The sequence below is a fragment of the Haloarcula sp. CBA1129 genome (assembly GCF_008729015.1).
In the GTDB taxonomy this organism is placed as follows: Archaea; Halobacteriota; Halobacteria; order Halobacteriales; family Haloarculaceae; genus Haloarcula.
Genome location: NZ_RKSM01000001.1, coordinates 1,234,541 through 1,260,049, shown reverse-complemented (window position 1 = coordinate 1,260,049; position 25,509 = coordinate 1,234,541). Strand labels below are relative to the sequence as shown.

Below are 25,509 nucleotides of genomic sequence, written 5' to 3'. Positions count from 1 at the left end.
GACCGCCGTCAGCCGCTTTCCGGGGCTGGTGTCGTCTCTTGTTCTTGGGCTGTCGCACCGTTCGACGGTGCCGATGGTTGTTCGAGCTCGTCCCAAGAAACTGTCACAACAGCGCTGAATCGCTCGTCATCGCGGGTGTCGACGGTAACTGGGCGACCAAGGCCCGTGGCAAACCCCACTGCGAGCAGGGATACAATGGGGTGGTCTAGTTGGTGGATATCCCCGAACGCAGGATTGTCGATGGCAATGGAAGCGGTTCGGTTCTCGCCATCGGTTTCGATTGTTGTGTCATCGACAAGCTCGAACTGCTCGGACAGGGCTGCAGCCAGCTGTGTCGCTATCGCATCGGGATCGCTACCGAACTTGCCAGACATCGTTTCCGCAAACTCAGCGTACAGACGGTCACCAGTTGGGCAGAGCGATATACCCTGTTCCGCCTCGGTACCGCTCGTAACGAACAGGTCTCCCAACTGCTCCGGGTCGGGAACCGCGTACTCGACGTGCTGGGGGACGAATAGGCACGCATTCGTCTCCGGACGGGCTGTCGTTGGGACATACACCGCCTCGGTCTGTAGTTCCAGTTCTCTGATGAGGTGCTGTTCGACATCGGCCAGCGTGTCGAACACTGTGTCACTGACCGACGCCGAGACGAACCGCTCGGGAGTGAGATAAAACGTGACGATGCCGGCGAACACACCGGTCCCACCGAACGCGATGAAGATGGTTTGTAGGGTCGGAAAGACGAACGACGCTATGAGGGATAATCCACCGACCGCAAAAAAGCCCGTTGCGGTCCGTCTGAACGTTGCTCGCTTTGCGTGGGCGTAGGACTCGCGCAGCCGGCGGTTCTCCTCCCGCACCACTTCTAGCTCCGCCTCAAGTGTCTGGCGGTCCCGTACAATATCCGTCTGCTGGGTAGGTTCGTCGGCCGATGCGTCCGGTCGCGAGGGCTCGGGTTGGCTCATAGGAAATCACGATCCGAAGCTGTGTCTTCAGTCACGATGTCAAGTTCTAGCAGCAGATAGCGATGGAGCAGATAGCCGACGACGGCAATCCCGATGACGAGGGCGGACCCGACCCTGAAGGGGTCCAAGGTCCAGCGCCAGAGCGACAGCCAGACGAGGCCGCCAAGCAGTGGAACGACAAGCGCGACGAGGCTGCCGGCGACCCGACCGTCGGGTGTCTCGATAGTTACCGAAAGCAATGCAAGAAACAGGCCACCTTCGACAAGGACGAGCGGCAGCAGTGACGGTGTTTCGACTGTGACGAGCGCTAGCTGTCCGAGCACGACCGCAAGAACGGGTGTTCCGGACAGATAGAGACCGCCGAGGACAACACCGACGAGACCAAGCCATGCCGGTCCACCTAGGACCAGCCCGCCTGCCGCTACGGCGATGCCCAGCAGGCCCAGTACGGTGGGCAGTGACCGGAGTGAGCGTGCCCTCGTCTCCAGTGCCATATTCATGCGTACTCCCGCTGGTCTGTGTTCGCTGGGCTGCCGGACAGAATAGCTGAGATCTGGTCCGGCGACCCAACCTCGTAGGCCGTCACCGAGTCGATTTCGTTCAGTTCACGCCGGAACTGGTCGAAGGTCCGATACCGTTCGTATGCGGTATCGAGATCCGTGAGGAGGTCCATATCGAAGGCCACCGACGGAGTGATAAACACGATGACCTCCGTCGCGTTGCGTCTCGCCAGTCCAACTGTGTTCCGAAGTTCGATCGGGTTGCTGTCGTCGGTACAGATGACCAGCAGGTCCGCACCACGTATCTCCTGTGGTGCCGCCTGAAACCCGTTGTACAGCGGTTGGTTGGGAAGGTGTCGCTTTGATCCGGCGGCGTCTTGATACGCGAGTAGCGTCGTTTCCATCGGTGATTGTGCGTCTGCCGTCGGGTTCACCGTCCCTGTCATCGTTCCGGTGTGAGCCGATGTCGCGGTGGCTGTTGCCGGCGTTTCAGTTTGGATGTCGAGGTCGCTGATCCGGTGTTTGCACGACCTGTAGGCCTCGGTTCTTGCCACCGGGATTCTCGATTCCGTCACGCCCGCGTCGTCGATAGTGATGTAGCCTAACGGGTCGCGGGTCGTTTCGGCACGCTGCTGGAACGCCGCGGCGACCGCTTTGAGGTGATCTAGCTTGGTTTCGCTAGGTGCACCATCGCCCAGTGTCTGACGGTGATCGAGGACGAGCACCACGCTACGGTTACTCTCGGCTTCGTAGTTGCGGACGTGCGCTTCGTCTAGCCTAGCAGTCGCCTTCCAGTCGACGTATTTCAGTGCGTCACCCGGGACGTACTTCCGGATTTCCTCGGCTGACAGGCCGCCCGTCCTCCCGCGGGCATCGTGTTCGCCGACACCGCGTAGCAACTGTTTCCCGCTCTGGCCAACGTGAATCGGACCGACCGACGGCGACTCGACAGATATCTCAGGGCCGGCCGCCGTCGCGAACGACTGGGTAAACAGCCCGGTGCTGTCACTGACCGTGACTGTGGCCCCGGGCATAGTGTGGTTGCCCACGGTCTCCCAAGTGAGTGGAATCGTCACCGATGATGACTGCATCGACCCATCGAGAGTAATTGCTGGGGAGCGACCCCCCTCTATCCGTGCTGCGAGCGGTACCGTTGCCTTGATTGACAGCGGCAGGTGACCACCGGTGGCGTCAACTGATGCCTGAAGCGTATACTTCGTTTCGGCGTCGGTCCGTACCCGGGACCGATTGAGCGACTGGCTGATAGTGAGTTTGTTCTTGAGTCGTGAAACGCCACGGACGAACGCAAACTGCATTGCGAGCAGCCAGCCTGCGAGCCCGACGGCCCCGACGACTAACAGCGGTGCATCGAGCAGCCCACCACCCACAACGAGACTAGCGATAGCAGTGAGCGTGAGCCAGAACCGCCGGGTGACACGCATTAGATTCTGTTACTGAACCGAGCCCATTGAAGATACCGACAGACGTAGCCGGGTCCTTGTGATATGCGCCCGCTCTAAAAATCAAAATCGATATTGATATCTGGTGGATTATTTACTTAACTGCTGCTCGGAAAGTCTGAGGTATAACTGCTGGAGAGGCACATCAGGTTCCTACTTTCGAAAACCTGTCTGGATGCAGAAACTAAAATCAATATTAATACTACGACTATGGTCCCAGACATCTCAGTCGGCGCTCGCCGCCTCGCGAGCAACTGGTTTCGTCGCCTGCCGCTGTTTCGCGTCGGTGCCATCGTACTCGTCACGCTGCTTCTCGCCGGTGTCGTGTTTCCAGTTGCCGGCACGTCACCGCAGGTGAACACCGCTAGCGGCGGTGGAGCCGATAGTCCGAGCGCACAGCAGGCACACGTCAACGCGAACGGCACTGACACCGACGGCGACGGGTTGTCAGATTCGCTAGAGCGGTCCGTCTACGATACTGACCCAACCGACGTGGATACGGACGGGGACGGCTACCCGGACGGCATGGAAGTCCGCTGTGAACAGGCCATTCCAGAGGCTGACCCACTCCGAACAGACATCTACGTCGAAGTTGATTCCACGCAGTCAACGACGCTCAGTGACTCGGTCCAGACATCAATTATCGAAACCTTCGACGATGCACCCGTTTCGAACCCCGACGGCTCCACCGGGATCGATATCCATCTCGTCACGGACGATACTAACCTCTCGGCTAACGGGACGGTCCACTCGAAACACCACGCTGGCTCCGGGAACGACATCTATGATTTCCGGGCCAACCATTCGGAGTATCGTTCTGACGGCTATTACTACGTCTTGGTCACCGACGACGTCGCATACAATGGGGACGACTACTTCGTCGGCGCGGGCCGACCCGAGATCGCGGCGATGGAGCGGTTCGACTCGACGAGAGTTACCGCTTCGCTGTTCATGCATGAGTTCGGGCACGCGATGGGGCTCGACGCTCATCAGGATGGCATAGACGAGGAGCGCTACTCCCAGACAGAATACGATAGCGTGATGAACTACAACGGACTGTACAGACAGCTCACGTATTCGAACGGTACCGACAGCGTAGGCCGAAACGAGTGGCAGTTCGTCGCCGAGAACCGAACGCAACCCGACATTGAATGCGTTGCGAACGGAACGTGCTCTAGCAGGTGTACGCAGGACTGACTAGCCCGCGAAAGCGACGGTCAACGGTTAGCTGCTGTCGGCTAGCATGCTCATGAAGAACGACCCGAACACCGTCTGTAGCCCGAGCACCACGACTGTCGAGGCCAGAAGGGTTGTCGTGGCTGACGGTAACGCCGCTTCCCCGGCGAGCAGCCACTGTCCGAAGACGCCCCCGAGGTACAGGATACCGACAGCAGCCGCGAGGATACCAATCGACGCGCCGTGTTCCAGTTGGAACCGCTCCCGTATCATGCCGACAAGGACACCATCGGGCTGGTTTATCGGGTTCGCGGCGATGGAACTGAACAGCGCAAGCGTCCAGACCTGATACCCGACGATTGCCAGTAACGACCCGCCGACCATCGTCTGTATACCGAAATTGACGCCACCGACCGACAGCCGACCGATTGACAGCGACATCAACACTGCTCCGACCGAGACTAGCAACAGCGCCGGATACGAAAACAGGTAGTCCGGCGCATTCACGAGCATAAATCGGACGTGTCGCCAGCCGTCACTGAAACTGTCGAGCGTTTCCTCGCCCTCCCGCTCGTGGTAGATAATCGGGACCTCCTCGATTGTGAGGTCGTTTGCACCGGCCTCCATAATCATCTCGCTGGCGAACTCCATCCCGGTCGTCTCTAACTCTAGCGTTTCGAGCGCATCCGTGGTAAACACACGGAAACCGCTGTGGGCATCGCTTACACCGGCACCATAGAACGTGTTCAGGAACCGCGTCAGTAGCGGGTTTCCGACGTATTTGTGGAGCGGCGGCATCGACCCGTCCCGGATTTCACCCTCCAGTCGGCTCCCCATACAGATGTCCGCGTCGCCGTTCTGGACCGGTTCGAGAAGCTGCGGAATCATCTCGAAATCGTATGTCGTGTCCGCATCACCCATCGCAATGTACTCTCCTCGCGCCTTGTCGAACGCGTAGCGATACGCGTACCCGTAGCCCGGTTCGTCAGGAGTCACGACTGTCGCGCCCCGCTCGCGAGCGAGCTCCGGTGTCGCGTCAGTCGAGCTATCGCTTACGATGATCTCAGTCGGGACGCGCAGTTCCGAGATCGCCGTCTTGATCCGATCAATACACTCTACGATTCCTTTCTCTTCGTTGAGGGTGGGCATCACGACGCTCAAAACCGGCATGACTTCGCTCTCTGGCGTGACGAGAAACTCGTCTGCAGTCTTGGACGCGATCCCCTGTTGACCCGTTTGATTTACCTGATTTGCTTGTATCGTCATTCCCGTACCTCGGCTGTAGCTGGTGCGTCTAGTCGCATGCACTCTCCACTCCCCCTGGGAAGCTTTCGATGAATACGGCTAGTAGGCCCCATTTTATTTGATTTCAATGGCCAATTTCTGATAGGTACCGCATGGCTCCCACACAGAATGTCATGTCAAAGCAGCGTATAATAAAGCTGTCGGGTAGGATAACCCATGATTAATACTAATGGTTGGGCAGAGAACTCCTATTCTCCCCTGATCGTACACAATTTCTTCGACCTAGAACCGTCGTATGGAGTGCCATCTATCAGTAATCAACATTATTCACGCACTAATGTACGTTGTGAAGCAGATATCTATCAGACTAGCAGATTATATCTGCCACGGGTTTCACTTACTGATATTTTAATCAGCATTATAACACGGGGCGATCATTGAGTCGCCGCGTCTGTGGGGCGAGCCACACCGAGAAACTACTGCGGGAGGGACGGGTCGGCCGTCCCGGATCTTGTCTGTAGCCGGGAAAAATGCACCACTTCGGGTGAACATATTCCGAGTGAAACCACCCGAGTCAATATGGCCGGTTGGTGGCTGGGGTTCGGGGTTGCTGACCGCCTTACATTGGGCGGCGGAGTCGGCTCCGCACCTCGCCACCAACAGCGTGTATCCGCGGCAGTCGCTCCTCTGATGCACTGATCAGCGTTGCAACGCTTAACCCAAGGACGTAGACGACTCCCAAAAGCATGATAATCGAGATGTCCTTGCTGAACCGAAGCGCCCCACGTATCGATGCCATATGCGTATGTATCCGGCATGAGTATAAGCCGTTGGGGTCTGATTATTAATATTTGTAACTGGGCGGGCGCTATTGTCCAGAGCCGTAGATTTAAGCCGCACTATGTGCTAAACAATAACATGGCGACAGACCAGTCCGAGGGGGCCAGCCTGCACGTGCCACCGCTGGAGAATACGGCGTTTTTCTCCATTGAGGACGATGACGGCTACGTCCGTATTGAACAGTCACTGGGGAATCAGGTCCTGTACACGCCCAATGAGGCGCGGGACATCGCCCAAGCCATTCTCGACGCTGTTGACGAGGCTGTCGAAGAGGAGTAATCCGTCGCCGGACGCCAGTCCTGTTTTGCTGGAAGGCGAGATGGTTTGAACGAGGCCGGTCCAGCCTCAGGTATGACTGATGCAAGCCACCGGGCGGCGGTTGCCGAACGAGCGGCCCGCGCTGGCGGTGTCGTGGCCCGGGAGCAGTTCCGGGGCGAGCTTAGTGTCGAGTCGAAGGCCAATAAGAACGACCTCGTCACGGAAACTGACCGCGACGCCCAGCGGCAAGTCGTCGCAACCATTCTGGAAGAGTTTCCGGGCGACCGATTCCTCTGTGAGGAAGACCTCTCGACGCGGGCCGGACCGGAGGCCGACCACGACCCTGAAGCGGTCGATAGCATCACAGACAGCGGTTCTGTGTGGGTAATCGACCCAATCGACGGGACGGCGAACTACGTCCGTGGGATGCGTCTGTGGGGAACGGTCGTCAGCGCAGTTGTCGACGGTGAACCGGTCGCATCGGTGACCTATCTCCCTTCGTATGGCGACCTCTACGCCGTCGGCCCCGAGAGCGTAACGCGGGACGGGACTGAACTGTCGGTGAGTGAGCGAACCGACCCGGAAACGTTCGCTGTAGCGCCGGTAGGCTGGTGGGATCGGACCGACAGGGACGAGTTCGGTCGGCTGTGCAGCGCTGTCGGCGACCGGTTTGGCGATATCCGCCGTCTGGGTTCGTTCCAAGCAACGCTGGCACACGTTGCCGACGGGGCGCTCGAAGGACTCGTATGCACACGTTCGATGGCCCCTTGGGATACGCTCGCTGGCGTCCATATGATCCGAGAGGCCGGCGGCACAGTCACTGACCTCGATGGCGATCCTTGGACCCACGACAGCGATTCCGTCGTCGCCTCCAACGGCGAGGCACACGAGGCCTTCATAGCGGCCGGAAACGAGGCGCTCGCGGGGGACTGACCACACCGTCGCCACGCGGCTCGTTATCATCTGGGTTGCGGGATGCCGCTCAGCGCACACGCGACCGGAACGCTAAAACCGCCTGCCGCCGGTCACTCGCCCATGAACACGTTCGAGCGAGCCGTCGATGACTTCGGGCCCGGCCGGCTCTGGGTGGGCTCTTTTGTTGCCGTCCTCCTCGTCGCCATCGGAGCTGTTGCGGCCGCTCCACAGGCTGTCTGGGACCGGTTCCTCTGGCGGTACTTCTGGGGCCCAGTGTACGCGGACGCCAAGTCGGCCAGCTGTGCAGAGATGACTGCATCCGGGCCACAGCCGCTATACGATGGCTGTAAAGCAGCCATTCAGGAGGGACGGCTCATCGCTGAGCCGGGGTACACTATCGTCTCCGAGATCGGCTACATGCTGATTCTGGTGTACATGCTCGTCGGCGTCTACTTTCTCCTCGAGCGTCTGGACATCGCCGAAGACCCGAAGCTCTACTTCGCGTTCGTCCCGTTCATGCTGCTCGGCGGCGCGTTGCGGACCGTCGAGGACGCGACGGACCGCGCAGTTGACGCCGGCGTCTCCCCCATCGTCGAGTACCCGCTGAGTTCGCTCATCATCAGCCCCGTCATTTACGGCACGGTGTTCTTGCTGACGCTGCTCGTCCTCGTCGTCTGCGTGGATCTCGAACAGCGTGGCGTCGTCGACAGTTACTACCGGACAACCGGCGCTATCGGCGGGGCCTTCGTCGCCGTGACGTTGCTCTATCTCACGTTTGTCGCGCTCACACGCGAGTACGCGACGTTGTATCCGTCAGTCCTCATCACGACCGTCGGACTGGCATCGGCGATATCGTACGGCCTGTACCGCTTGTTCGAGTCGTATCGACCGGCACTGAACGACGGAACTGGCTACATCGGCCTGCTGGTCATCTGGGGCCACGCCATCGACGGCGTTGCAAACGTCGTCTTGGCCGACTGGCTCGACGCGCTGTCGGTCCCGCTGACGTACTACCCGAAACACCCGGCCAACGAGTTCATCATCGAGGCCACCGAAGCGCTCCAGCCGGCCGGTCTCTCGGCCGCTATCGGCACGTCGTGGCCGTTCCTAATCGTCAAGCTTGCCGTCGCCTCGCTGGTCGTCTCGCTGTTCAATCAGGAGTTCATCGACGACAGCCCGCGGTACGCGCTCCTGTTGCTCATCGCCGTCACTGCGGTCGGGCTCGGGCCGGGCACGCGGGATATGCTGCGGGCGACGTTCGGTATCTAAGGGTCCAGTCGCTTCCGTCTGCGCCTACGGGAACGGATGATGATCCCGCTCGAGTCGTGGCTCGAAGCCCAAGTCGGCCGGGACTTCTTCGGCGCGCTCGCCGAAGAACGCGTCACCGAAGAACAGCGGCTGTGCCGACGGACAGACGACCCGCACCGCCTCGAATCCGAGCTGTTCGAGGTCGCACGTTGTCAGCCGCGTTCCGTACGGCGTGAGCCCAGCGTCAGCTGTCCGGTCACACAGCGCCTTTAGCTCCGCCTCGCCGGAGAGGTCCGCATCGGGGCCGAGCGAGTCCAGCGGGACCGCTGTCTCCGTCGCCGTCAGGTCGTTTGCCTCGCCGGGCGATTCGGCGTATCGTCCGATCGCACCCTGTGCGTCCATGGCGGCCTCTGGACCCATATTGTCGAGTTCCATCCAGTTCTGGACTGCCTCCTCCAATGCGCCGACGGCGGCTGCACCCGGATCCAGATCAGCATCGGTGCCGAGCGCAAAGCGTGGCCACTCGTCCCGTTCCAGCGCGACGGTGATGACCGGCACGTCTACATCCTGTGTCAGTAACAGCGCCGTCACGTCGAGCCCTTCAGACGTTGCACGCCGCCGGAGCGTGTCGTACCGCTCGTGATCATCGACGGCAACTCTGAGCGGCTCGAACGTCGAGTACCACGACAGCATCGCGGCGTCGCGCTCGATGACCTCGTAGAGTCCGGTCAGTAGTGCCTCGGTGACGGTGTTTCCGAGTCCGAGACCAGTCGTCGTTGCTGGTCTGACAGCGTTTGAGGGCGGCGGATAGTGGACAGTTTCGGCGGGGAGCGAGCATCGTTTGTCGGTCAGCAGGTCCTCGGCCGGGACCCAGAGGAGCGCTGTCGATTCGTCCCATTCTGTCTCGTCCCTGACGAACGCATCGGGCGTAACGGCATTTGGAACAGCAGCGACTGTTCCGTGCTGCAGATTCCCTTCGCGGTAGACCCCGGCCGCGTACCGCTCGTAGTTCTCACCCAGTGCCTTCATGAACGCCGTATCCCAGTCGATAGCGACACCTGCGGCCTTGGCAGCGGCCGATACGTCGCTGAAACCGGCGGTGTCGGCGAGCGTCGAGAGGTAGTACGGAGCCGGGAACGATTCGACCTCACCGACTTCTGTGGCGATGCCGACCCGGTCGTCAAGCCCCAGCTCTGCTCGCGACAGCGCCTCGCTGTCTGGAGCCGTCTGTCGGCCGTCGTCAAGGGTACGGCTCGGAGTCCCGTGGCAGTCACAGCCCGGGACCGGGAGGAACCGCCGCTGGGTATGTGGGAGCTCCGTGACAGTCCCGAAGAGGGCGGAATCGCCGTCAAGAAACTCGGTTATCAGTCGACCGGCCAGTGCTCCCGCGAATCGTTGCGTCGCTGCTGTCGGGGCTTCTGTCACTGCCTCGGTGTCATCGACCGTTGCCTCGACCCGAGTCCGCAGACAGTCGAAACAACCCGTCTCCGGACCGAACCCACTGATCGCGGCGTCAGTCACCGGGACGCCGCCGACGCCGCCCAGTTCGACGGCGACCCACGGAATGGCATCGTCTTTCGCCCGGTCGTTCCACGCCGTAAACGTCTCCGAACCGACGGTGTCGACGACGACGGCGAGGTCGCCACTGGCGTCTGTGGGTGTTGACGGCTGTGCTACTGAAACGTCGATAGCAGCGAGAAACGCGGTAAGTGCATCGACGGCCGGTCCACGCCCGACGACTTCGACAGTCTGCATGCCGAACCCCTCGCGGTGGAGCGGGAAAAACCTACGCGGCGAGGATGGACTGGGCCACGGACGCCAGTTCGTCCGGGTCGGCGTCTTTGAGCCGGTCGTCGCCAAGCATCAGGCGGAGTCGCGGCCGGCCCACGTCAATGGGGACCTTCTCGGTGTCGATGAGGTTCATGTCTTCGAGCTTGGTCTTGGTCCGGGAGAACGTCGCCTTGCTCGCCAGCCCGACATCTTCGCCCCATTTGCTGATGTCGTACAGCAGTTCGCCGTTCCGTGCGGCCACGAGTAGGCTGATGGTGACCTCGTCGAGCCCATCGCCGTCGCCGCGGGCCGTCGACAGCGAGTTGAGGACATCGTTGAAGTCCGACGCGGTTTCCGGGCCGATGTCGGATTCCAGCGTGCTCTGGACGCGGTTGAGTGGCGGCGTCCGGAGTGAGTACTCGTCGGCGTCTGCCCAAGCTGTGTCGTAGTAGTCGTAGGCGTTGTCGACGAATGCCGCGTCATCGGTCCCGAGACCGCCGACCGTGTCGCTGATTGTGACGAGTGCGTACACCGTATCGACGGTCACCGCGACAGAGTGGTTCGGCACGTCGTCGAGCAGCCGCATGGTGAGCCGCCCCTCATCGATGAGGTCGGCCGCGGTGCTTGCAACGAGGAAGTCGTCCATGACGTCTTTCAGTGCGCGCTCGTCGGCCAGTAGCCGAACTTCGGGTGCGTCCGAATCTGCGTCCAGTGTCGACACAAGCTCAGAGATGCTCCGCCGCGACGGGTTCACGACGTACACCGGCTCGTCAGTTGCCCCAAACACCGTGGTCAACATAGAACCGACGTCGTCTTGCAGGAGATTTTCGGTCATTGTCCGTTACCAGTAACTAGTGTATTATTATATTTAATTTTATCGGCCAAACTGTGTTGATTTCGCCAACAATCCGACAACACCCACCGGCGAACAGCGATAAAATATTGGTCAGTTGTCCTAAGCAGAAGGCGTTTGCCTCACGGACTGAACCACCTGTTCTGCTCGTCGGGAGCACGCGCATATAGACGAATCGGCGGCTGTGTGACAGTTCTCCACTCCGAGGAAGTCTCCAACTTCGGCACAGTATCAAATCTGTACTTGGTATGCAAGCTGCACAGAGAATGTCGCCTCGTCGCGACTACTCGATTACCGGACTCTGAAACAATCGGCGGCCGTCCCGGCGTCCCTCAGAGCCTGCCGCTCTGTCAGAACTCTGTCCGGAGGCTCGCGGCAAGGTCGTCGGACCAGTGAAACTCCCCGTCGTAGATGACTGGCAGTGATATCTGTCCAAGCGCGTCAGCCAACTCAGAAGCGCCGAGTGAGTGGCTCGTCTGTTCGCCGTTCAGCGCCGCACTGTCGTCGAACGGCAGTCGGTAGCTCTCGCCGGGGCGTTCCGGAGAGACAACCGTACACTGTACGTCGAACTCGGTTTCCCCTTTGGAGAGCCAGACGACCGCTGGGTGTGCTGGATTGGGAACGATTGAGTAGGTCCCGTCGCCGACAACCGCGTAGTCCTTGCACATCATTATCCGCCGCCGGGCGAGTTCCAGCGCTCGCTGAATACTGAATCCGTTACTGAGCAAGCGCGCGAAGGCAGTCCCGACCAAGGCAGCGTGGTTGTCCAACACGTCGGTGAGTGTCACCGCGCCGGCGACCGCACCCTGTTTGACCAAGTCAAGCCCTTCATCGTAGGAGCCACAGGCGTTCAGGAAGAACGTCTGCGTTCGGGCTTCTGACAGCGTCGACAGCGCCAGATTACCGTCGGGACAGCGCAGCCCCTCCTCGTCACAGTGGCCGATGAAGTGGACGAAATCAGTCGGCTGGCGGAACACGTCGGCCAGTTCGCTGACCGACAGCAGTTCGCTGACCTGTACGTCCATCGGGAGGTCCGCTGCTCGGTATATTTCCGTGACTTCGGTGTGTTCGTCGGCCATCTCCTCGTCGTTGAGGACGACCGCGACCCGCTGATTGTCGGTGTCCCGGTTCTGACTCCGGTATCGGTTCGCGTACGCTTCCGGCGGCGTTTTGCAGGCGTCTATCGGGTTCCCCGGCGCGAGCCAAGAGTGTAGCTGGCCTTCGCGCAAGTTCGGCTCGATGACTGGCGGGCGCTTTGCTGATCCGCGGCTCAGATACGAATCCGCCAGAGTTCTGTCGAGGAGCTCATCCTGATCGAGCCGGGAACTGTCTGGCAGGTAGATGAGACTGAGCCGGTCGAGCAGGAAGGGCAGGCAGCGGACCCGCTCCGGTTCCGGCGAGACGTACGTCGAGAGGGGCCACTCCGGCAGAATCGAGTTTACTGCCTCGTCGGAGACATCGACGTACCGTTCGAGCCGTTCAGCCGGCGACAGCGACCGAACTGTGTCCGGGTCAAGCGAGAGGGCGGAGGTGATACGAGGGCCGCTCTCGGCGGGGTCGACGCGTCTGATCTGGCAGTCGAGGTAGAACACCTTCCGGAGCAGTGCGGCGACGCCGGCCTGTAGCGACGGCCACGCGTCGAAAGAGAGGTGTACCGACGTGCCTTCGGCCGTCAACAGTGCGGCATCCCGTGACTCGACCACGACTTCCGCTCCGAGATAGTACGCCAGCGGTGCGCTGACGAGCAGTTCCGCCTCGCACTTTGGCACACGGAGCGTAATGCCGGTTTCGGGACGGTTCTGCCGAACCGTTTCGGGAATACGGGTTGTCTCGCCGGTCGTGACTATCGGCGGATGACTCCGGAGTTCCGGGTGCGACCGGGACGGCTGCATCGTGTGGTGAGCACCGCTCAGATGCGTGATCGCCGTTGCGAGTCCTGCAGGCGTCGCGGGGACCTGCAGATGCGGCCGCTCCGCGTTCGTTTTCCAGATGAACCCGACGGTAATGCTCGTCGGCTCTTGGAAACCAAGCACGGAGGTAACACCGGCTGAGTGGAGCGACGCCGGGCCGTCGAAGCGGACGTGAATCCGAATATCGTCGGTGACACCGAGCGGCGATTCCCGATCACTATCCGCAGCACGAGCCTGCATCGTCAGCAGATGCGTTCCGTTTTGAATCGTCGTCGGTGAATCGACAGTCCGTGCAGTAGCGTCTGCGTCGACTCGGGTTACCGTAGCATCCACCGCCGGCAGCGCTAACTCGGTGACAGTCCCGCGGTAACAGTCGTCGACACGGTGTGGTAACTGTTCGCCGTCCGTGACTTCTCGATTGTGTAACTGGCGCACCAGCGCGGTCGGGTCGACCGTTTCTCCATCCCAGTCCAGCGTTTCACTGCTATCCCGGCCCACCCGCTCGCCTGCCACCCCCCAGGTGACCATGTGTTGATATGTGGAACGTCATCCGATATATACGTACGGGTGTCAGCACGTCGTCACACCCACCGTCCCTGTGGACCGGATGAGGCGCGACACCGTCACACATGCGTAGGCCAAAGGGTAGATTATTGTCGTATCGGTCCTGACTCGGATACATGAGCTACGAAACCGTACGGGAAGCGGACCCGGCAGTCGCAGACGCTCTGGAGGGCGAACGAGGCCGGCAAAACGACACGCTGGCAATGATCGCCAGCGAGAACCACGTCAGCGAGGCTGTGATGGAGGCACAGAGCTCCGAACTGACGAACAAGTACGCCGAGGGCTATCCCGGCGAACGCTACTACGGCGGCTGCGAGTACGCCGACGACGTCGAGGAACTCGCTATCGACCGCGCGAAGGAACTGTGGGGCGCGGACCACGTCAACGTCCAGCCACACTCCGGTTCGCAGGCCAACATGGGCGTCTATCTCAGCGTCCTCGAACCCGGCGACAAGATTCTCTCGCTGGACCTGACCCACGGCGGCCACCTCAGCCACGGCCACCCGGCGAACTTCGCCGGCCAAGTGTACGAGGTCGAACAGTACAAAGTCGACGAGGAGACCGGCTACATCGACTACGAGGGCCTCCACGACCACGCAGAGGAGTTCGAGCCGGACATCATCGTTTCGGGCTACTCCGCCTATCCCCGAGAAGTCGACTTCGAGCGGATTCAAGAGGCTGCCGATGCGGTCGACGCCTACCACCTCGCGGACATCGCTCATATCACCGGTCTCGTCGCCGCCGGCGTCCACGAATCGCCGGTCGGCGTCGCTGACTTCGTCACTGGGTCGACGCACAAGACCATCCGCGCCGGCCGCGGTGGCATCATCATGTGCGACGAGGAGTACGCCGACGACATCGACGCTGCCGTCTTCCCCGGCTCTCAGGGTGGCCCGCTGATGCACAACGTCGCCGGCAAGGCCGTCGGCTTCGGCGAGGCGCTGGCCCCCGAATTCGAGCAGTACGCTCAACAGACCGTCGACAACGCCATCGCGCTCGGTGACCGACTCAAAGAGCACGGCCTCGATCTGGTCTCCGACGGGACGGACAACCATCTCGTGCTCATCGACCTCCGACCGTCCCATCCCGACACCACCGGCAAGGAAGTCGAAGAAGCGCTGGAGGACGCTGGTATCGTCCTCAACGCCAACACCGTCCCCGGCGAGACCCGGTCGGCGTTCAACCCATCGGGCATCCGCGCCGGCACGCCCGCGCTCACTACGCGTGGCTTCGACGAGGACGCCTGCCGCGAGGTTGCAGACCTCATCTACAAGGTCGTCGACGCCCCCCACGACGACGATGTCGTGGCGGAAGTCAGCGACCGCGTAGACGAGATGACCGACGAGTACACGCTGTACGAATAGCGCTGCACCGACTCTCGGAGAACGGGTTCTGCCGTCAACGCACCGTCACGTCTCCCTTTTTATCATCTCCAATCGACGCGTCCGGTATGTCCCGCACAACCCGACGCTGGACGCTCTCTGCGCTGGGTGCTGCACTGTCGACGCTCACCGGTTGTACACAGTTCGCCGTCGAGTCAGGAGAGGAAACCGGGCAAAGCGATGGCAGCGGGGGCGAGTCGACAGCGGCAGCCACGGCATCAAAGATGGAGGCCGCGACCGTGACAGCCGAGCGAGCGGCTGACGGCCAGACGACCGATGCCGAGGAACTGGCCCTCCGAGAAGCCAACGTCGTCGACGTGAAAATCGACGACAAAGGCGGCGGCGACTACCGCTTCGACGTGACGCTGTATCACGACGACGACGGCGAGGACGGCTACGCGGACTGGTGGCAAGCCGAGACGCTGGGCGGTGACCGGCTCGGCCGTCGGGACCTCGGACACGCCCATTCGACGGCCCCGTTCACCCGGTCAGAGACGATTGCGGTTCCCGACGACGTGTCCTGTGTCGTTGTCCGTGGCCACGACCAGACCCACGGCTACGGCGGGCAGGCGATGACGGTGGCTGTCCCGGGCGGCGAGACGCGGCCGGTCGCGCAGGGGTCGGAGCGCAAGACGGTCGCGGAGTCGGCCTGTCCCTGAGCGGGGGAGCGGCGACCGCCGCGGCTGGCCGGAATCCGGGACGTTCATACTGCCCCGCGCCGCCGGTGTACGTAATGACAGAGATTATCGACGGCAACGCCGTCGCCCAGTCGATTCGGGACGATCTAGTCGCGTCCATCGACCGGCTCGCCGACGCTGGTGAGCGCCCATCGCTGGCGACAGTGCTGATGTCTGAGGACCCGGCCAGTGAGACGTACGTCTCGATGAAGCAGGACGACTGCGAAGAGGTCGGTATCGAGGCCATCGACATCGACATCGACCCCGACGCGGACGCCGCCGAGCTGTACGACACCATCGACGAGCTCAACGCCGACGAGAACGTCAACGGCATCCTCGTCCAGATGCCCGTCCCCGACCACGTCGAGGACCGCGAGGTCCTGCGGGCTATCGACCCGATGAAAGACGTCGACGGCTTCCACCCGGAGAACGTCGGTCGTCTCGTGGCCGGTGACGCCCGCTACAAGCCCTGCACGCCCCACGGGGTTCAGAAGCTCATTGAGAGCGCCGGCGTCGACACCGAGGGCAAGGACGCCGTCGTCGTCGGCCGGTCAGACATCGTCGGCAAGCCGATGGCGAACCTGTTCATTCAGAAGGCACCGGGCGGCAATGCGACGACGACGGTGTGTCACTCGCGCACCGAGAACCTCGCCGAGCGAACGCGGAACGCGGACATTCTCGTCGCCGCAGCCGGCGTGCCCGAGATGATAGACGGCGAAATGATCGGCGAGGGCGCAACAGTCATCGACGTGGGCATCAACCGTGTCGAGGCCGACACGGAGAAAGAGTACGAACTCGTCGGCGACGTCGAGTACGAGAGCGCGAAGGAAGTCGCGGGCGCAATCACGCCGGTCCCCGGCGGCGTCGGCCCGATGACCCGCGCAATGCTCCTGTACAACACGGTGAAAGCGACGGGCCTGCAACACGACATCGACGTCGACCTCCCCTGAATGCCGACGCTCGCGGCCTTCGAAGACCGTGACGTACTCACTCGGCGGGTGACCCGGGAGACCGACACAGCGGGCGTCGACGGGGTCCGCACCCGTGCCGACCGCGGCCTCCACTGGGCCGTGGGCGCGCTCGTCACCGACCCGGCAGAGCGGCTGCTGTTCGTCCATGAAGACGAGATCTGGAAGCTCCCGGGCGGTGGCGTCGAAGCCGGTGAGACGCGTCAGGAGGCCGTGCGCCGCGAGGTCCGCGAGGAGACCGGTATCGACATCACTGTTGACGACCTCGCCGCGGTCACCGAAGTTGTCGTGACCGACGGCGGGCGTGAGGCGACGTTCTTCTTCGGGACCTACCGCGGCACGGCTGATTCGACGGCGCTCGCGTCGGACCCCGGACTCGACGGCGAGTCGATAGAGACCGTCGCGTGGCGGGATTCAGTCCCAGAAAACTGTCTGGACGAGCGGCTGCTCCGGCGACTCCGCTGACTGCACATACTGTCGGCTATCCGTTTGTGAAGAATTCCGCCACTCTAGAGAGGCGAAGATATTGCAATAGGTACACAGTATCAGACGGTGTCGTCCTCGATACCGGCGAGCCAGTTCTCTGCTCTGACGAAGGCGCTCTCGTCGCCGGTGATGTACGAACCCAAGTCCCGTGCTGCATGGGCGAGGCGGTTCGCGTCGGCGGGGTCGACGTTGCCGTCCAGCGCCTCGATCCGCTTTCGATGGTCGCGTATCCGTCCGGAAAGCTGTCTCGCGGTGGGCTCCGGATTGGCATCCAGATATGTCCGTACGTCCCGCTGATAGCTGTCGACGGCGGCCGCCATCGCCAGACCGTACGGCACTCGAAGCGCCGACGGGACGTCTTCGACAGCTGGACGGTCGCCGTCGTCCGCCCCGCCGAGCAGTTCGTAGAAGTACCGCTCCGCCGAGTCGCCGCTGCGCAACTCTCGGGAGAGGTGTGTGCCGACATGTTGGAGTTCGACTGCGGCGACGAACGTCGGGTCGAGCGAGCGAAGTTCGCCCGCGTCGATGAACCCCCGCTTTCGCGTGTACTCCCGGCACCGCTCCGCAACCGCGTCAGCGATTTCCCGTGTCGAATCCGCGTCGATGCGATTCCGGACCGGCGTCAGATCGAGCGTAGCCGGTGTATCGGTATGTTCGGTGTGCTCGTCGATGCCGACACTGTGGATGCTGCCACAGTCCGGACAGGCAATGCTCCCCGTCTCGTAGTACCGCCATCGCGTGCCACAGTCCTGACACTCGCGCTCCCCGCGGACTTTCATACGTGATGCTGAGAGGGCAGCCCTCAAGATTGTTCCGTGAGGGCTGTCTACGCCCACGCATGCGCTCGGAAGACGAGATTCGCGAGCAGTACGAGTTCCTTGCTGAACAGTTAGCCGACGAGGAGATGGACCACGAGCGGGTCCGAATGATGTTCACCCACTACAAGCGAGCCCTTGGGTGGGTGCTTGAGGAGGAACACATCTAGATTAGTTATAGCTTACATTCGATTTTAATTCGATAACTAACATCTGCTGGACGGGGCCGGTACTTTTAAGTTATTCTGCCCCATTCGACCAAGTGACGCTTCGCTTGGAGGGCCGAAGCGTCAGCGGGGACCAATTCAGGGCGGCAAGCGGTCGCGTTTTTCGCGACCGCTTTCCACTTACTTCGCTGCAAACGACCTAACACGAGTGGAATCTGTACATCGGAAAAGCGACTGCTGGACGATACGACTTACTCGATAGACTGTTCTGTGCCTGTCGCGTTCTCGGGGCACTCCCGTTCGACTTCGATGCTGATCGCCGTCGTCGTCCTTCAGGCCCCCGCGCTCGCCTCTCATCTTAAACTCCGCTTGCGACGGCGGCGCGAACGTGGCCTTCTGTCCCTCCGCGCTGGGCGTGCTGGTAGATCATCGTTTTCGAACAGGGCGCTGTACTATGCCATCTGTATTCTCCGCTGACAAATGCTACTGTTGCCATCAGTTTCCGAGGAATGATTACATTCTGACTGTAGTTACCATATAGATAAATGGATTGCTGAGGGTCTACATACAGAAAATTCGACACCCAGAACTACCGAAACCACGTCAAATTCTCTGGGCCGATATATTTAACAGTATAGATACTAAATCATTACATAGGTGAATCGATGCACGACTTGACAGGATTCCAGCGTGACCTTCTCTACGTGATCGCTGGCAGGGAGGAACCCCACGGCTTAGCTATCAAGGAGGAACTCGAAGCGTACTACGAGAAGGAGATCCATCACGGTCGCCTGTACCCGAACCTCGACACCCTAGTTGACAAGGGACTGGTCGAGAAAGGGCAGCGCGACCGCCGGACCAACTTCTATACGCTCACACGTCGTGGCCGACGCGAGATCGACGCCCGCCGCGAGTGGGAAGACCAGTACGTCGACCTGTAACAGCGTCGCGACGCTTGTGCTGAGGTCGTTGTTTCGCCCGCAGTCTCGCGTCTCTTAATCAGTAATTGGAAGGTGTTTCGGTTGTCGCCTTCTCGTCACTGCTGCTGGTGCTCAAACGGGAACTCCACTGTTCAGTCGTCCTGTGTGTCGCATCGGTGCTGGCGCTGGCTCTCTTGATTTAAAACTGGTAGCGCCGGTCGTCCTTCTCCTGTTGCTGGGGGAAGTCGTTCCCGGTCATCTGGTCGAAGGTCATCCCCGAGAGGTACTCATCGTACGTGCAATCGTAGCTCGACCGGAGATTGAAATCCAGCGTCCCTCGGTCGACGGTCGACTGAAACAGCATGTGAACCGCGCGCCTGACGAGTTCTTCCGGGTCGTCCGGGTCGAGTGCAACAGACAACATCGCGAGTTCGTTGCGCGTCTCGCGGTCGATCGATAGCTCGAATTCGTCGTCGAAGTCGCCGTACGCCGCTTCAATATCGTCCTGTAGGTCGTCGAGGCTCATACGAAAGGAGACGATGAGCGCGAGGAAACCCCTTACGACTCGTCTGGGGCCGCTCTCTCGAAACACAGATGCCTACGATTATAACATATGATAAATTATATCATGGGCTGAACATAACGATGGGTAGCGGTCGATTACCGAAGGATCAGATTAGATAATGACAGGTGGTGGGGATGAGACAGCAGCGTCCAGTCAGCCCGATGGGCTGATAGAGCAGCTTCACGCAATCCTCCCGGACGCGTCCGTGCGTAACTACGCGGCGAAGTTCGCTGTCGCGCTGGCGGTAATCGTTGTCGTACTCACAGCCGTCGGCTTCGGCAGCTACCTGCAGATCCAAGAACGGGTCGTCAGCGGCGCGGCGGCGGACCTCGAAACGTCGGCCACGTATCGCGCCGAGAGTATCGAGCAGTGGCGGACAACCACCGAGACGGAAGCCGTCGCTATCACGGCCGCAGGGGTATATGACACTGGGACGCCCGCAGACATCAGACAGTACCTCACCACGATAGCCACGGCAGAGTCGTCACAGATTCGTTCGCTCCACTACATCTCCACCATCGCCGACTCTCAGATAGTCGTCGCTAGTACTGGGACGAACACAGAAGGCCGATCTCCGTGGGCGGTCGAACCTGCGTGGGAGGCGCCCGTGATGGCGACGATGAACGACACCACCGATGCTGGGAGAGTCGTGCGGTCGACAGCATACGCGGACGGTGACGGCCACTCGATGGCGTTCGTAGCCCCCGTGTCTGATGGCGATGGGGCGCTGGTTCTCGTTTCGAGAGTCCCAGCCGAGCAGGTTCACGGCGAGCGCGATGGGTTCGAGACGCACTTGCTCACCGGAGACGGAGAGCCGGTTATCGGCGGTTCGGGCGGTTCCGCGCGAATTAGTCAGGACGGCCTCCGGGACGCGACAGCGGGCCGAACGACGACTATCGAAACGGAGGACCATGTCGCAACGTACACGCCCGTCAACGGCACGTCGTGGGTGGTCATGACGAGCGCAACGCGAGAGTCACTGTACGGAACGAGCCGGCTCGTCCGCTGGGGATACCTCGCTGTCGTCGGGACGGCAGTCGTCTCTCTGGGCGTCGCGGGATACCTCTTCGGACGGCATACGATTCGGCCCCTGAGACAGCTCCGTAACCGGACGCAGGCGATGGAACAGGGCGATCTCGGTGTTGACGTATCGACGACTCGACAGGATGAGATCGGGCGGCTGTACGACGCTTTCGGAAACATGCGGGACACGCTCCGGAGCCAGATCCGACAGGCACAGACGGCCCGGAAGAAGGCTGAGCGGTCGAGTCACGAACTCGAACGCCAAAACGAGCGGCTAGACGAGTTCGCATCGACACTGAGCCACGATCTCCGAAACCCGCTTACCGTGGCTCGGGGCCACGTCGAACTGCTTGCGACGCGGCTGTCAGACCCGGAGACGGATTCGGCCGACCTCCAGTCCCATATCGAGAAACTCGAAGGCGCACACGACCGTATCGAGTCGATAATCGACGACGTGTTGACGCTCACAAGAAAGGGCGCAAGTGTCGAGGAGACGGCCCCGGTTCCGCTGGAGGGCGTCGTCACCGAGGCGTGGGACAACATCGACAACAAAAACGCCAGCATCGAAGTCGCGGGCAGTCGAACCATCGACGCCGACCGGACGCGGCTCCTGCGAGCTCTCGAGAACCTGTTTCGCAACGCAATCGACCACGTCGGCCCGGAAGTGACTGTCACGGTCGGACTGACGGAACATGGGTTCTATGTCGCCGATGACGGGCCGGGGATTCCGACCGACGCGGTCGACAATATTTTCGAGTACGGTCACACGACGAGCGAGGAGGGGACCGGGCTCGGCCTCTCTATCGTCAAGACAATCGCGGAGGCCCACGGCTGGCGGCTGTACATCGATACGACCTACCCCGACGGCGCGATGTTCGTGTTCGCCGACGTGTTCAGCGAGGACGAACCGGACTGGTACGGGACCGAATTCGAGTGGGGACGGTCCGAAGCCGACGACTGATACTGTCGGCTGTACCTATTGTGAGATGGTCGCGATGCTTTCCAGACGCGGTTTTCGGACGAGCGGCAACGACCGCCACGCACAAATCAGGACAGGGCTAAACGGAGGTATGACTGACCAGCCGACAGCGACGGACCGCTCGGGAGGCGTGCCCACGGACCCGTCGGCTGTCCGGGACGCGCTCGTGGAGTGGTACGAGGCGGACCACCGCTCGTACCCGTGGCGGGAGACGACCGATCCCTACGAAATCCTCGTCTCCGAGATAATGAGCCAGCAGACCCAACTCGACCGAGTCATCGACGCTTGGGAGGATTTCCTGAACCGCTGGCCGACTGCGGCGGCGCTGGCGGAGGCCGACCGTTCTGCTGTGGTGGGCTTCTGGACCAGTCACTCACTGGGATACAACAACCGCGCGAAGTACCTGCACGAGGCCGCAGGCCAGATTATCGAGGACTATGACGGCGAATGGCCCCGCGACCCGGACGGCCTCAGCGACCTGATGGGCGTCGGTCCCTACACCGCCAACGCCGTCGCCTCCTTCGCGTTCAACAACGGGAACGCCGTCGTCGATACGAACGTCAAGCGCGTCCTGTACCGCGCATTCGGTGTGCCAGACGACGATTCAGAGTTTGCAGCGGCCGCGAACACGCTCATGCCAGCGGGTCAGTCGCGGGTCTGGAACAACGCCATCATGGAACTGGGCGGTGTCGCCTGCGAAAAGACGCCGGATTGTGACGGCGCACAGTGTCCGTGGCGCGAGTGGTGTTCAGCCTACGAGACGGGCGATTTCACCGCACCGGACGTCCCGACCCAGCCCGAGTTCGAGGGAAGCCGTCGACAGATGCGGGGCCGGGTCATCTCCGCGCTCAAGGAGTACGACGAACTGCGGCTGGACGAACTCGGCCCGCGTGTGCGCGTCGACTACGCGCCGGACGGGGAGTACGGCCGGGAGTGGCTTCGCGGACTGCTGTCGGACCTCGCGGACGACGGATTAGTCGCTGTCGAGGACAGCGACGGTGATACCGTCGCGCGCCTCCGGCGCTGACCGCCAGTGGCATACACCCTTGAACCCCTGTGGTCAATACGTCCACAATGGCTGGCTTGCTGGGTTCGGTCGTCCTCATCGTCGTCGCAACCGGTGTCATCTGGAAGGGAAGCGCGTACTTCGAACGGGCCGCAGAGCAGTTGAGCAGGTACTACGGGCTGCCAGTGGCGGTCCACGGCGCAATCGTCGTCGCCGTCGGATCGAGCTTTCCGGAAATAAGTTCGGTCGTCATCAGCACCCTCGTCCACGACGAGTTCTCGCTGGGCGTCGGTGCCATCGTCGGGAGCGCGATATTTAATCTGCTCGTGATTCCGGCCCTCGCGGCGCTGTCGAGCGAGGAACTCAGGTCGACGCGCGACATCGTCCACAAAGACGCCCAGTTCTACGTCATCAGTGTCCTCATCCTGTTCATTGTGTTCGCGCTCGGGGCGACGTACGTCCCGGGCGGAACCAATCAGGCGGCTGTACTGACCCCCACGCTCGCAGCCGTTCCGCTCGTGACCTACGGTATCTATGTCTTCTTACACCAGCAGGACGCCAGCGAGCACGTCGCGGACGAAACTCATAGCGTCCGTCCGGGCCGAGAGTGGGGGCTTCTCGGAGTCGGACTCGTCATCATCACCGTCGGCGTCGAGGCGATGGTACAGGGCGCGCTCTCTCTCGGTGTCATCTTCGACACGCCGACGTTCCTCTGGGGGTTGACCGTCATCGCCGCCGGCACGAGTCTCCCTGATGCCTTCGTCAGCGTCCGGGCGGCGAAAAACGACGACAGCGTCACGAGCCTGACGAACGTGCTGGGAAGCAACACGTTCAACCTTCTGGTGGCGATTCCCGTCGGTGTTCTTCTGGCAGGCCGGGCGACAATCGACTTCTTGGTGGCGATTCCAACGATGGGATTTCTGGGGTTCGCGACGCTTGTGTTCCTCGTGTTCATCCGGACGGAACTCGAACTCTCAGACCGCGAAGCGTACACGCTGCTTGGCCTGTACGTGGTGTTCGTCTGTTGGATGGCACTGGAATCTGTCGGGCTCATTGAAACGGTTCGGGGTATCTGAGACGGGCCGCGTTGCTGTCTCCGGTGGGTTGCCAGTGCAAGCTCCGGACCGCGGCAGTGATGCCTGTGAGCGGTCGGGCTGGGTCATCCGGCAGTCAGTGCGTGCTATTCGTTGTCGGTCGATAGCGTGCGGGCGTAAACCGCCTCGTCGTAGGGGTCGCCGCCGATGGTGAGTGTACGAGTCTTTGCTCGCTCGAAGCCGAGGTTCTCGAAGAACTCCCGGCTCCGGTCGTTCGAGGCGAGGTCAAGCGCCCTGAACTGCTCGACGCCGTGTTCTAGAAAGACGCCTTCGAGTCGGTCGTACAGCGCTGTCCCGATCCCTTCTCCATGATGATCTGGATGGACGTACAGCCGCAGCATCGTCCCCATCGTGTGCATGGTGATTCCTTGGGTGAAGCCGATGATTTCGCCGTCCTGTTCGGCGACCAGTAGCGTCGCCTCGATGTCGTCGAGGTCGTTGGCGGGGACGCCGCCGGCCCACCCGTGGAGCGCGCTACCCAGCGGGTCGGCGTACCAGTCGGCTATCGTCTCGTCGATGACGTCGGAATCCAGCGAGTCGTAGGCGTGATGCCACGCCGCTCGTGCGACCCGACGGATGCCGTCGGCGTCCGCATCGAAGGCTCGGCGGATGGTCGTCATGCGTATCCCAACGCTGGACAGATAGATTGTTCCGGGCGGGTGCCACACTGGGTGGACCGGCGTGACAGACGGCGTCGTCCCAGTGGCTCGGTCGAACGCTGAGGCGTGTCCCGTACCATAGATGCTGTGTCTATCGGTTCGTTTGTGCTATCACGGCTAATATCCTCTCCCTGCTGTGTGTGTGTGAACGCTTCCCATAATCTATCATGGTTTATCATTAGGTTTATGTAGTTGACACCCATTGGTGGTCTTGTATGAGGACAGTCATCCTCGGTGTCATCGGCTCCGACGCGCACGTCGTTGGGATTACCATTCTGGAACGAGCGTTCGAAGCGGCGGGGTTCAGCGTAGTCAACCTCGGTGTCCAGTCGTCCCAGTCGGAGTTCATCGACGCCGCGGATGAACACGACGCCGAGGCGATACTCGTTTCGTCGCTGTACGGCCACGCCGAGCAGGACTGCCAAGGGTTCCAGCAGCAGATCAACGAGGCAGGACTGGACGTGACGACGTACATCGGCGGCAACCTCGCCGTCGGACAGGACTCCTTCGAGGAGACGCGCGAGACGTTCAAGGCGCTCGGGTTCGACCGAGTCTTTAACTCCGAAACCGATCCGGAGGAGGCTATTGAGGCGCTGAAAGCCGACCTCGGTCACCGCTCCCGCGAGGAAGCGTCGTCCGAGAAAATCCAGCTCGGCTCCTGAGCGCGGACCTTTTTCAGCCGCTAGTGCCAGTGGAAAATGCATACTCCGGCATACGTTCAGCTATTGCTGTCGTCGACCATAGGCAGCCCGGGGTGCTTTACGACCAGAGCGTGTATGATTCACAATGTCTCATATGACAGCTGAGCTGAGTGACGGCACCGAAATCAAGAACATCCACGACGTGGTCGAAGGATCAAACGGCGTCCACCTGAAAAAGGAGGTCGGCAGCGGCGGACTGGAACGGGTCGCATACATCCCGTATCCGAACCTCCTCTACGTGTACCACGACAACTGAGCGTCGGCCAGAGCGCCCTCCATGGTCGTGACAAACTGGCAACGGAACCGAGACCACTGAAGCGTCTCGTCTCCCCCACCAATATACCGACCCCACTCCATAGAGCC

25 protein-coding genes are annotated in these 25,509 nt (G+C 61.4%); 15 read left to right on the top strand and 10 right to left on the bottom strand.

Translation table 11 applies throughout. The features are described from left to right. Positions 1-8: 8 nt before the first annotated feature. The 3 genes from Har1129_RS06260 to Har1129_RS06250 are packed head-to-tail and all read right to left on the bottom strand — an operon-like array spanning position 9 to position 2,907. The gene (locus Har1129_RS06260; RefSeq protein ID WP_151099881.1) at positions 9-965 is read right to left on the bottom strand and encodes a hypothetical protein; all 957 of its coding nucleotides are present in this window, start codon (positions 963-965) and stop codon (positions 9-11) included. After that, a complete protein-coding gene (locus Har1129_RS06255; RefSeq protein ID WP_151099880.1) occupies positions 962-1,465 on the bottom strand; it encodes a hypothetical protein in 504 nt (167 codons plus the stop codon). The genes Har1129_RS06260 and Har1129_RS06255 overlap by 4 nt, the downstream gene beginning before the upstream one ends. Beyond that, positions 1,462-2,907 (bottom strand): DUF58 domain-containing protein, encoded by a 1,446-nt coding sequence (locus tag Har1129_RS06250; RefSeq protein ID WP_151099879.1) that lies wholly within the window; start codon positions 2,905-2,907, stop codon positions 1,462-1,464. Before Har1129_RS06250 ends, Har1129_RS06255 begins: the two co-directional genes overlap by 4 nt. Before the next feature lie 228 nt (positions 2,908-3,135). Here Har1129_RS06250 and Har1129_RS06245 point away from each other — a divergent pair, with 228 nt between their 5' ends. Continuing rightward, positions 3,136-4,122 carry a hypothetical protein gene (locus Har1129_RS06245; protein ID WP_191906137.1) on the top strand — a complete coding sequence of 329 codons (987 nt, stop codon included), beginning with the start codon at positions 3,136-3,138 and terminating at the stop codon, positions 4,120-4,122. 27 nt (positions 4,123-4,149) lie between these two features. Here Har1129_RS06245 and Har1129_RS06240 read toward each other — a convergent pair whose 3' ends face one another. Beyond that, on the bottom strand, positions 4,150-5,367 hold the full coding sequence (locus Har1129_RS06240; protein ID WP_151099878.1) for a glycosyltransferase family 2 protein: 1,218 nt from the start codon (positions 5,365-5,367) through the stop codon (positions 4,150-4,152). A gap of 897 nt (positions 5,368-6,264) precedes the next feature. Here Har1129_RS06240 and Har1129_RS06235 point away from each other — a divergent pair. From Har1129_RS06235 to Har1129_RS06225, 3 genes are all read left to right on the top strand, one after another. Continuing rightward, positions 6,265-6,465, top strand: a complete 201-nt coding sequence (locus Har1129_RS06235; protein WP_151099877.1) for a hypothetical protein — start codon at positions 6,265-6,267, stop codon at positions 6,463-6,465. Positions 6,466-6,537: 72 nt separating this feature from the next. Continuing rightward, positions 6,538-7,377: an inositol monophosphatase gene (locus tag Har1129_RS06230; protein ID WP_151099876.1), complete on the top strand. Its 840-nt coding sequence runs from the start codon at positions 6,538-6,540 to the stop codon at positions 7,375-7,377. A gap of 102 nt (positions 7,378-7,479) precedes the next feature. Further along, entirely contained in the window at positions 7,480-8,628 is a 1,149-nt protein-coding gene (locus Har1129_RS06225; RefSeq protein ID WP_151099875.1) for a DUF63 family protein, read from the top strand. Positions 8,629-8,652: 24 nt separating this feature from the next. Here Har1129_RS06225 and Har1129_RS06220 read toward each other — a convergent pair whose 3' ends face one another. The 3 genes from Har1129_RS06220 to Har1129_RS06210 form a co-directional block, all read right to left on the bottom strand. Further along, positions 8,653-10,362, bottom strand: coding sequence for a YcaO-like family protein (locus tag Har1129_RS06220; protein WP_151099874.1), 1,710 nt, complete (start codon positions 10,360-10,362; stop codon positions 8,653-8,655). Between the two features lie 31 nt (positions 10,363-10,393). After that, positions 10,394-11,212: a transcriptional regulator TbsP gene (gene tbsP / locus Har1129_RS06215; protein ID WP_151099873.1), complete on the bottom strand. Its 819-nt coding sequence runs from the start codon at positions 11,210-11,212 to the stop codon at positions 10,394-10,396. Positions 11,213-11,580: 368 nt separating this feature from the next. Continuing rightward, entirely contained in the window at positions 11,581-13,668 is a 2,088-nt protein-coding gene (locus Har1129_RS06210) for a hypothetical protein (protein ID WP_151099872.1), read from the bottom strand. 152 nt (positions 13,669-13,820) lie between these two features. Here Har1129_RS06210 and glyA point away from each other — a divergent pair, with 152 nt between their 5' ends. The 4 genes from glyA (at position 13,821) to Har1129_RS06190 (ending at position 17,196) form a co-directional block, all read left to right on the top strand. Next, a complete protein-coding gene (glyA, locus tag Har1129_RS06205) occupies positions 13,821-15,068 on the top strand; it encodes a serine hydroxymethyltransferase (protein ID WP_151099871.1) in 1,248 nt (415 codons plus the stop codon). An 86-nt stretch (positions 15,069-15,154) separates the two neighbouring features. Beyond that, on the top strand, positions 15,155-15,745 hold the full coding sequence (locus Har1129_RS06200) for a hypothetical protein (RefSeq protein ID WP_151099870.1): 591 nt from the start codon (positions 15,155-15,157) through the stop codon (positions 15,743-15,745). Positions 15,746-15,819: 74 nt separating this feature from the next. Beyond that, on the top strand, positions 15,820-16,713 hold the full coding sequence (locus Har1129_RS06195; protein WP_151099869.1) for a bifunctional methylenetetrahydrofolate dehydrogenase/methenyltetrahydrofolate cyclohydrolase: 894 nt from the start codon (positions 15,820-15,822) through the stop codon (positions 16,711-16,713). Continuing rightward, a complete protein-coding gene (locus Har1129_RS06190) occupies positions 16,714-17,196 on the top strand; it encodes an NUDIX domain-containing protein (RefSeq protein WP_151099868.1) in 483 nt (160 codons plus the stop codon). Between the two features lie 80 nt (positions 17,197-17,276). On the opposite strand, the gene Har1129_RS06185 is transcribed toward Har1129_RS06190, so the two are convergent. Continuing rightward, on the bottom strand, positions 17,277-17,996 hold the full coding sequence (locus Har1129_RS06185; protein WP_151099867.1) for a TFIIB-type zinc ribbon-containing protein: 720 nt from the start codon (positions 17,994-17,996) through the stop codon (positions 17,277-17,279). Between the two features lie 59 nt (positions 17,997-18,055). Between Har1129_RS06185 and Har1129_RS20480 the strand changes: the two genes are divergently transcribed. Further along, positions 18,056-18,202 carry a hypothetical protein gene (locus Har1129_RS20480; protein WP_191906138.1) on the top strand — a complete coding sequence of 49 codons (147 nt, stop codon included), beginning with the start codon at positions 18,056-18,058 and terminating at the stop codon, positions 18,200-18,202. A gap of 662 nt (positions 18,203-18,864) precedes the next feature. Continuing rightward, positions 18,865-19,140 carry a PadR family transcriptional regulator gene (locus Har1129_RS06180; protein WP_004518082.1) on the top strand — a complete coding sequence of 92 codons (276 nt, stop codon included), beginning with the start codon at positions 18,865-18,867 and terminating at the stop codon, positions 19,138-19,140. A gap of 178 nt (positions 19,141-19,318) precedes the next feature. Here the strand turns inward: Har1129_RS06180 and Har1129_RS06175 are convergent, their stop codons facing one another. Continuing rightward, the gene (locus Har1129_RS06175) at positions 19,319-19,645 is read right to left on the bottom strand and encodes a hypothetical protein (protein ID WP_151099866.1); all 327 of its coding nucleotides are present in this window, start codon (positions 19,643-19,645) and stop codon (positions 19,319-19,321) included. A gap of 157 nt (positions 19,646-19,802) precedes the next feature. On the opposite strand from Har1129_RS06175, the gene Har1129_RS06170 reads away from it, so the two are divergent. From Har1129_RS06170 to Har1129_RS06160, 3 genes are all read left to right on the top strand, one after another. Then, positions 19,803-21,668: an ATP-binding protein gene (locus tag Har1129_RS06170; protein WP_151099865.1), complete on the top strand. Its 1,866-nt coding sequence runs from the start codon at positions 19,803-19,805 to the stop codon at positions 21,666-21,668. 109 nt (positions 21,669-21,777) lie between these two features. Next, positions 21,778-22,713 carry an A/G-specific adenine glycosylase gene (locus Har1129_RS06165; RefSeq protein ID WP_151099864.1) on the top strand — a complete coding sequence of 312 codons (936 nt, stop codon included), beginning with the start codon at positions 21,778-21,780 and terminating at the stop codon, positions 22,711-22,713. Between the two features lie 47 nt (positions 22,714-22,760). Continuing rightward, positions 22,761-23,768, top strand: coding sequence for a sodium:calcium antiporter (locus Har1129_RS06160; RefSeq protein ID WP_151099863.1), 1,008 nt, complete (start codon positions 22,761-22,763; stop codon positions 23,766-23,768). A gap of 104 nt (positions 23,769-23,872) precedes the next feature. On the opposite strand, the gene Har1129_RS06155 is transcribed toward Har1129_RS06160, so the two are convergent. Then, positions 23,873-24,406: a GNAT family N-acetyltransferase gene (locus Har1129_RS06155; protein ID WP_151099862.1), complete on the bottom strand. Its 534-nt coding sequence runs from the start codon at positions 24,404-24,406 to the stop codon at positions 23,873-23,875. A 254-nt stretch (positions 24,407-24,660) separates the two neighbouring features. Here Har1129_RS06155 and glmS point away from each other — a divergent pair, with 254 nt between their 5' ends. Together glmS and Har1129_RS20475 are read left to right on the top strand one after the other, a co-directional pair. Next, positions 24,661-25,107: a methylaspartate mutase subunit S gene (gene glmS, locus Har1129_RS06150; RefSeq protein ID WP_151099861.1), complete on the top strand. Its 447-nt coding sequence runs from the start codon at positions 24,661-24,663 to the stop codon at positions 25,105-25,107. 133 nt (positions 25,108-25,240) lie between these two features. Beyond that, on the top strand, positions 25,241-25,402 hold the full coding sequence (locus Har1129_RS20475; protein WP_162470422.1) for a hypothetical protein: 162 nt from the start codon (positions 25,241-25,243) through the stop codon (positions 25,400-25,402). Positions 25,403-25,509 lie beyond the last annotated feature (107 nt).

Bases quoted from the DNA above. Each gene is read 5' to 3' on its own strand.
- Har1129_RS06260 (WP_151099881.1), bottom strand. From the start codon at position 965: ATGAGCCAACCCGAGCCCTCGCGACCGGACGCATCGGCCGACGAACCT.
- Har1129_RS06255 (WP_151099880.1), bottom strand. From the start codon at position 1,465: ATGAATATGGCACTGGAGACGAGGGCACGCTCACTCCGGTCACTGCCC.
- Har1129_RS06250 (WP_151099879.1), bottom strand. From the start codon at position 2,907: ATGCGTGTCACCCGGCGGTTCTGGCTCACGCTCACTGCTATCGCTAGT.
- Har1129_RS06245 (WP_191906137.1), top strand. From the start codon at position 3,136: ATGGTCCCAGACATCTCAGTCGGCGCTCGCCGCCTCGCGAGCAACTGG.
- Har1129_RS06240 (WP_151099878.1), bottom strand. From the start codon at position 5,367: ATGACGATACAAGCAAATCAGGTAAATCAAACGGGTCAACAGGGGATC.
- Har1129_RS06235 (WP_151099877.1), top strand. From the start codon at position 6,265: ATGGCGACAGACCAGTCCGAGGGGGCCAGCCTGCACGTGCCACCGCTG.
- Har1129_RS06230 (WP_151099876.1), top strand. From the start codon at position 6,538: ATGACTGATGCAAGCCACCGGGCGGCGGTTGCCGAACGAGCGGCCCGC.
- Har1129_RS06225 (WP_151099875.1), top strand. From the start codon at position 7,480: ATGAACACGTTCGAGCGAGCCGTCGATGACTTCGGGCCCGGCCGGCTC.
- Har1129_RS06220 (WP_151099874.1), bottom strand. From the start codon at position 10,362: ATGCAGACTGTCGAAGTCGTCGGGCGTGGACCGGCCGTCGATGCACTT.
- tbsP (WP_151099873.1), bottom strand. From the start codon at position 11,212: ATGACCGAAAATCTCCTGCAAGACGACGTCGGTTCTATGTTGACCACG.
- Har1129_RS06210 (WP_151099872.1), bottom strand. From the start codon at position 13,668: ATGGTCACCTGGGGGGTGGCAGGCGAGCGGGTGGGCCGGGATAGCAGT.
- glyA (WP_151099871.1), top strand. From the start codon at position 13,821: ATGAGCTACGAAACCGTACGGGAAGCGGACCCGGCAGTCGCAGACGCT.
- Har1129_RS06200 (WP_151099870.1), top strand. From the start codon at position 15,155: ATGTCCCGCACAACCCGACGCTGGACGCTCTCTGCGCTGGGTGCTGCA.
- Har1129_RS06195 (WP_151099869.1), top strand. From the start codon at position 15,820: ATGACAGAGATTATCGACGGCAACGCCGTCGCCCAGTCGATTCGGGAC.
- Har1129_RS06190 (WP_151099868.1), top strand. From the start codon at position 16,714: ATGCCGACGCTCGCGGCCTTCGAAGACCGTGACGTACTCACTCGGCGG.
- Har1129_RS06185 (WP_151099867.1), bottom strand. From the start codon at position 17,996: ATGAAAGTCCGCGGGGAGCGCGAGTGTCAGGACTGTGGCACGCGATGG.
- Har1129_RS20480 (WP_191906138.1), top strand. From the start codon at position 18,056: ATGCGCTCGGAAGACGAGATTCGCGAGCAGTACGAGTTCCTTGCTGAA.
- Har1129_RS06180 (WP_004518082.1), top strand. From the start codon at position 18,865: ATGCACGACTTGACAGGATTCCAGCGTGACCTTCTCTACGTGATCGCT.
- Har1129_RS06175 (WP_151099866.1), bottom strand. From the start codon at position 19,645: ATGAGCCTCGACGACCTACAGGACGATATTGAAGCGGCGTACGGCGAC.
- Har1129_RS06170 (WP_151099865.1), top strand. From the start codon at position 19,803: ATGACAGGTGGTGGGGATGAGACAGCAGCGTCCAGTCAGCCCGATGGG.
- Har1129_RS06165 (WP_151099864.1), top strand. From the start codon at position 21,778: ATGACTGACCAGCCGACAGCGACGGACCGCTCGGGAGGCGTGCCCACG.
- Har1129_RS06160 (WP_151099863.1), top strand. From the start codon at position 22,761: ATGGCTGGCTTGCTGGGTTCGGTCGTCCTCATCGTCGTCGCAACCGGT.
- Har1129_RS06155 (WP_151099862.1), bottom strand. From the start codon at position 24,406: ATGACGACCATCCGCCGAGCCTTCGATGCGGACGCCGACGGCATCCGT.
- glmS (WP_151099861.1), top strand. From the start codon at position 24,661: ATGAGGACAGTCATCCTCGGTGTCATCGGCTCCGACGCGCACGTCGTT.
- Har1129_RS20475 (WP_162470422.1), top strand. From the start codon at position 25,241: ATGACAGCTGAGCTGAGTGACGGCACCGAAATCAAGAACATCCACGAC.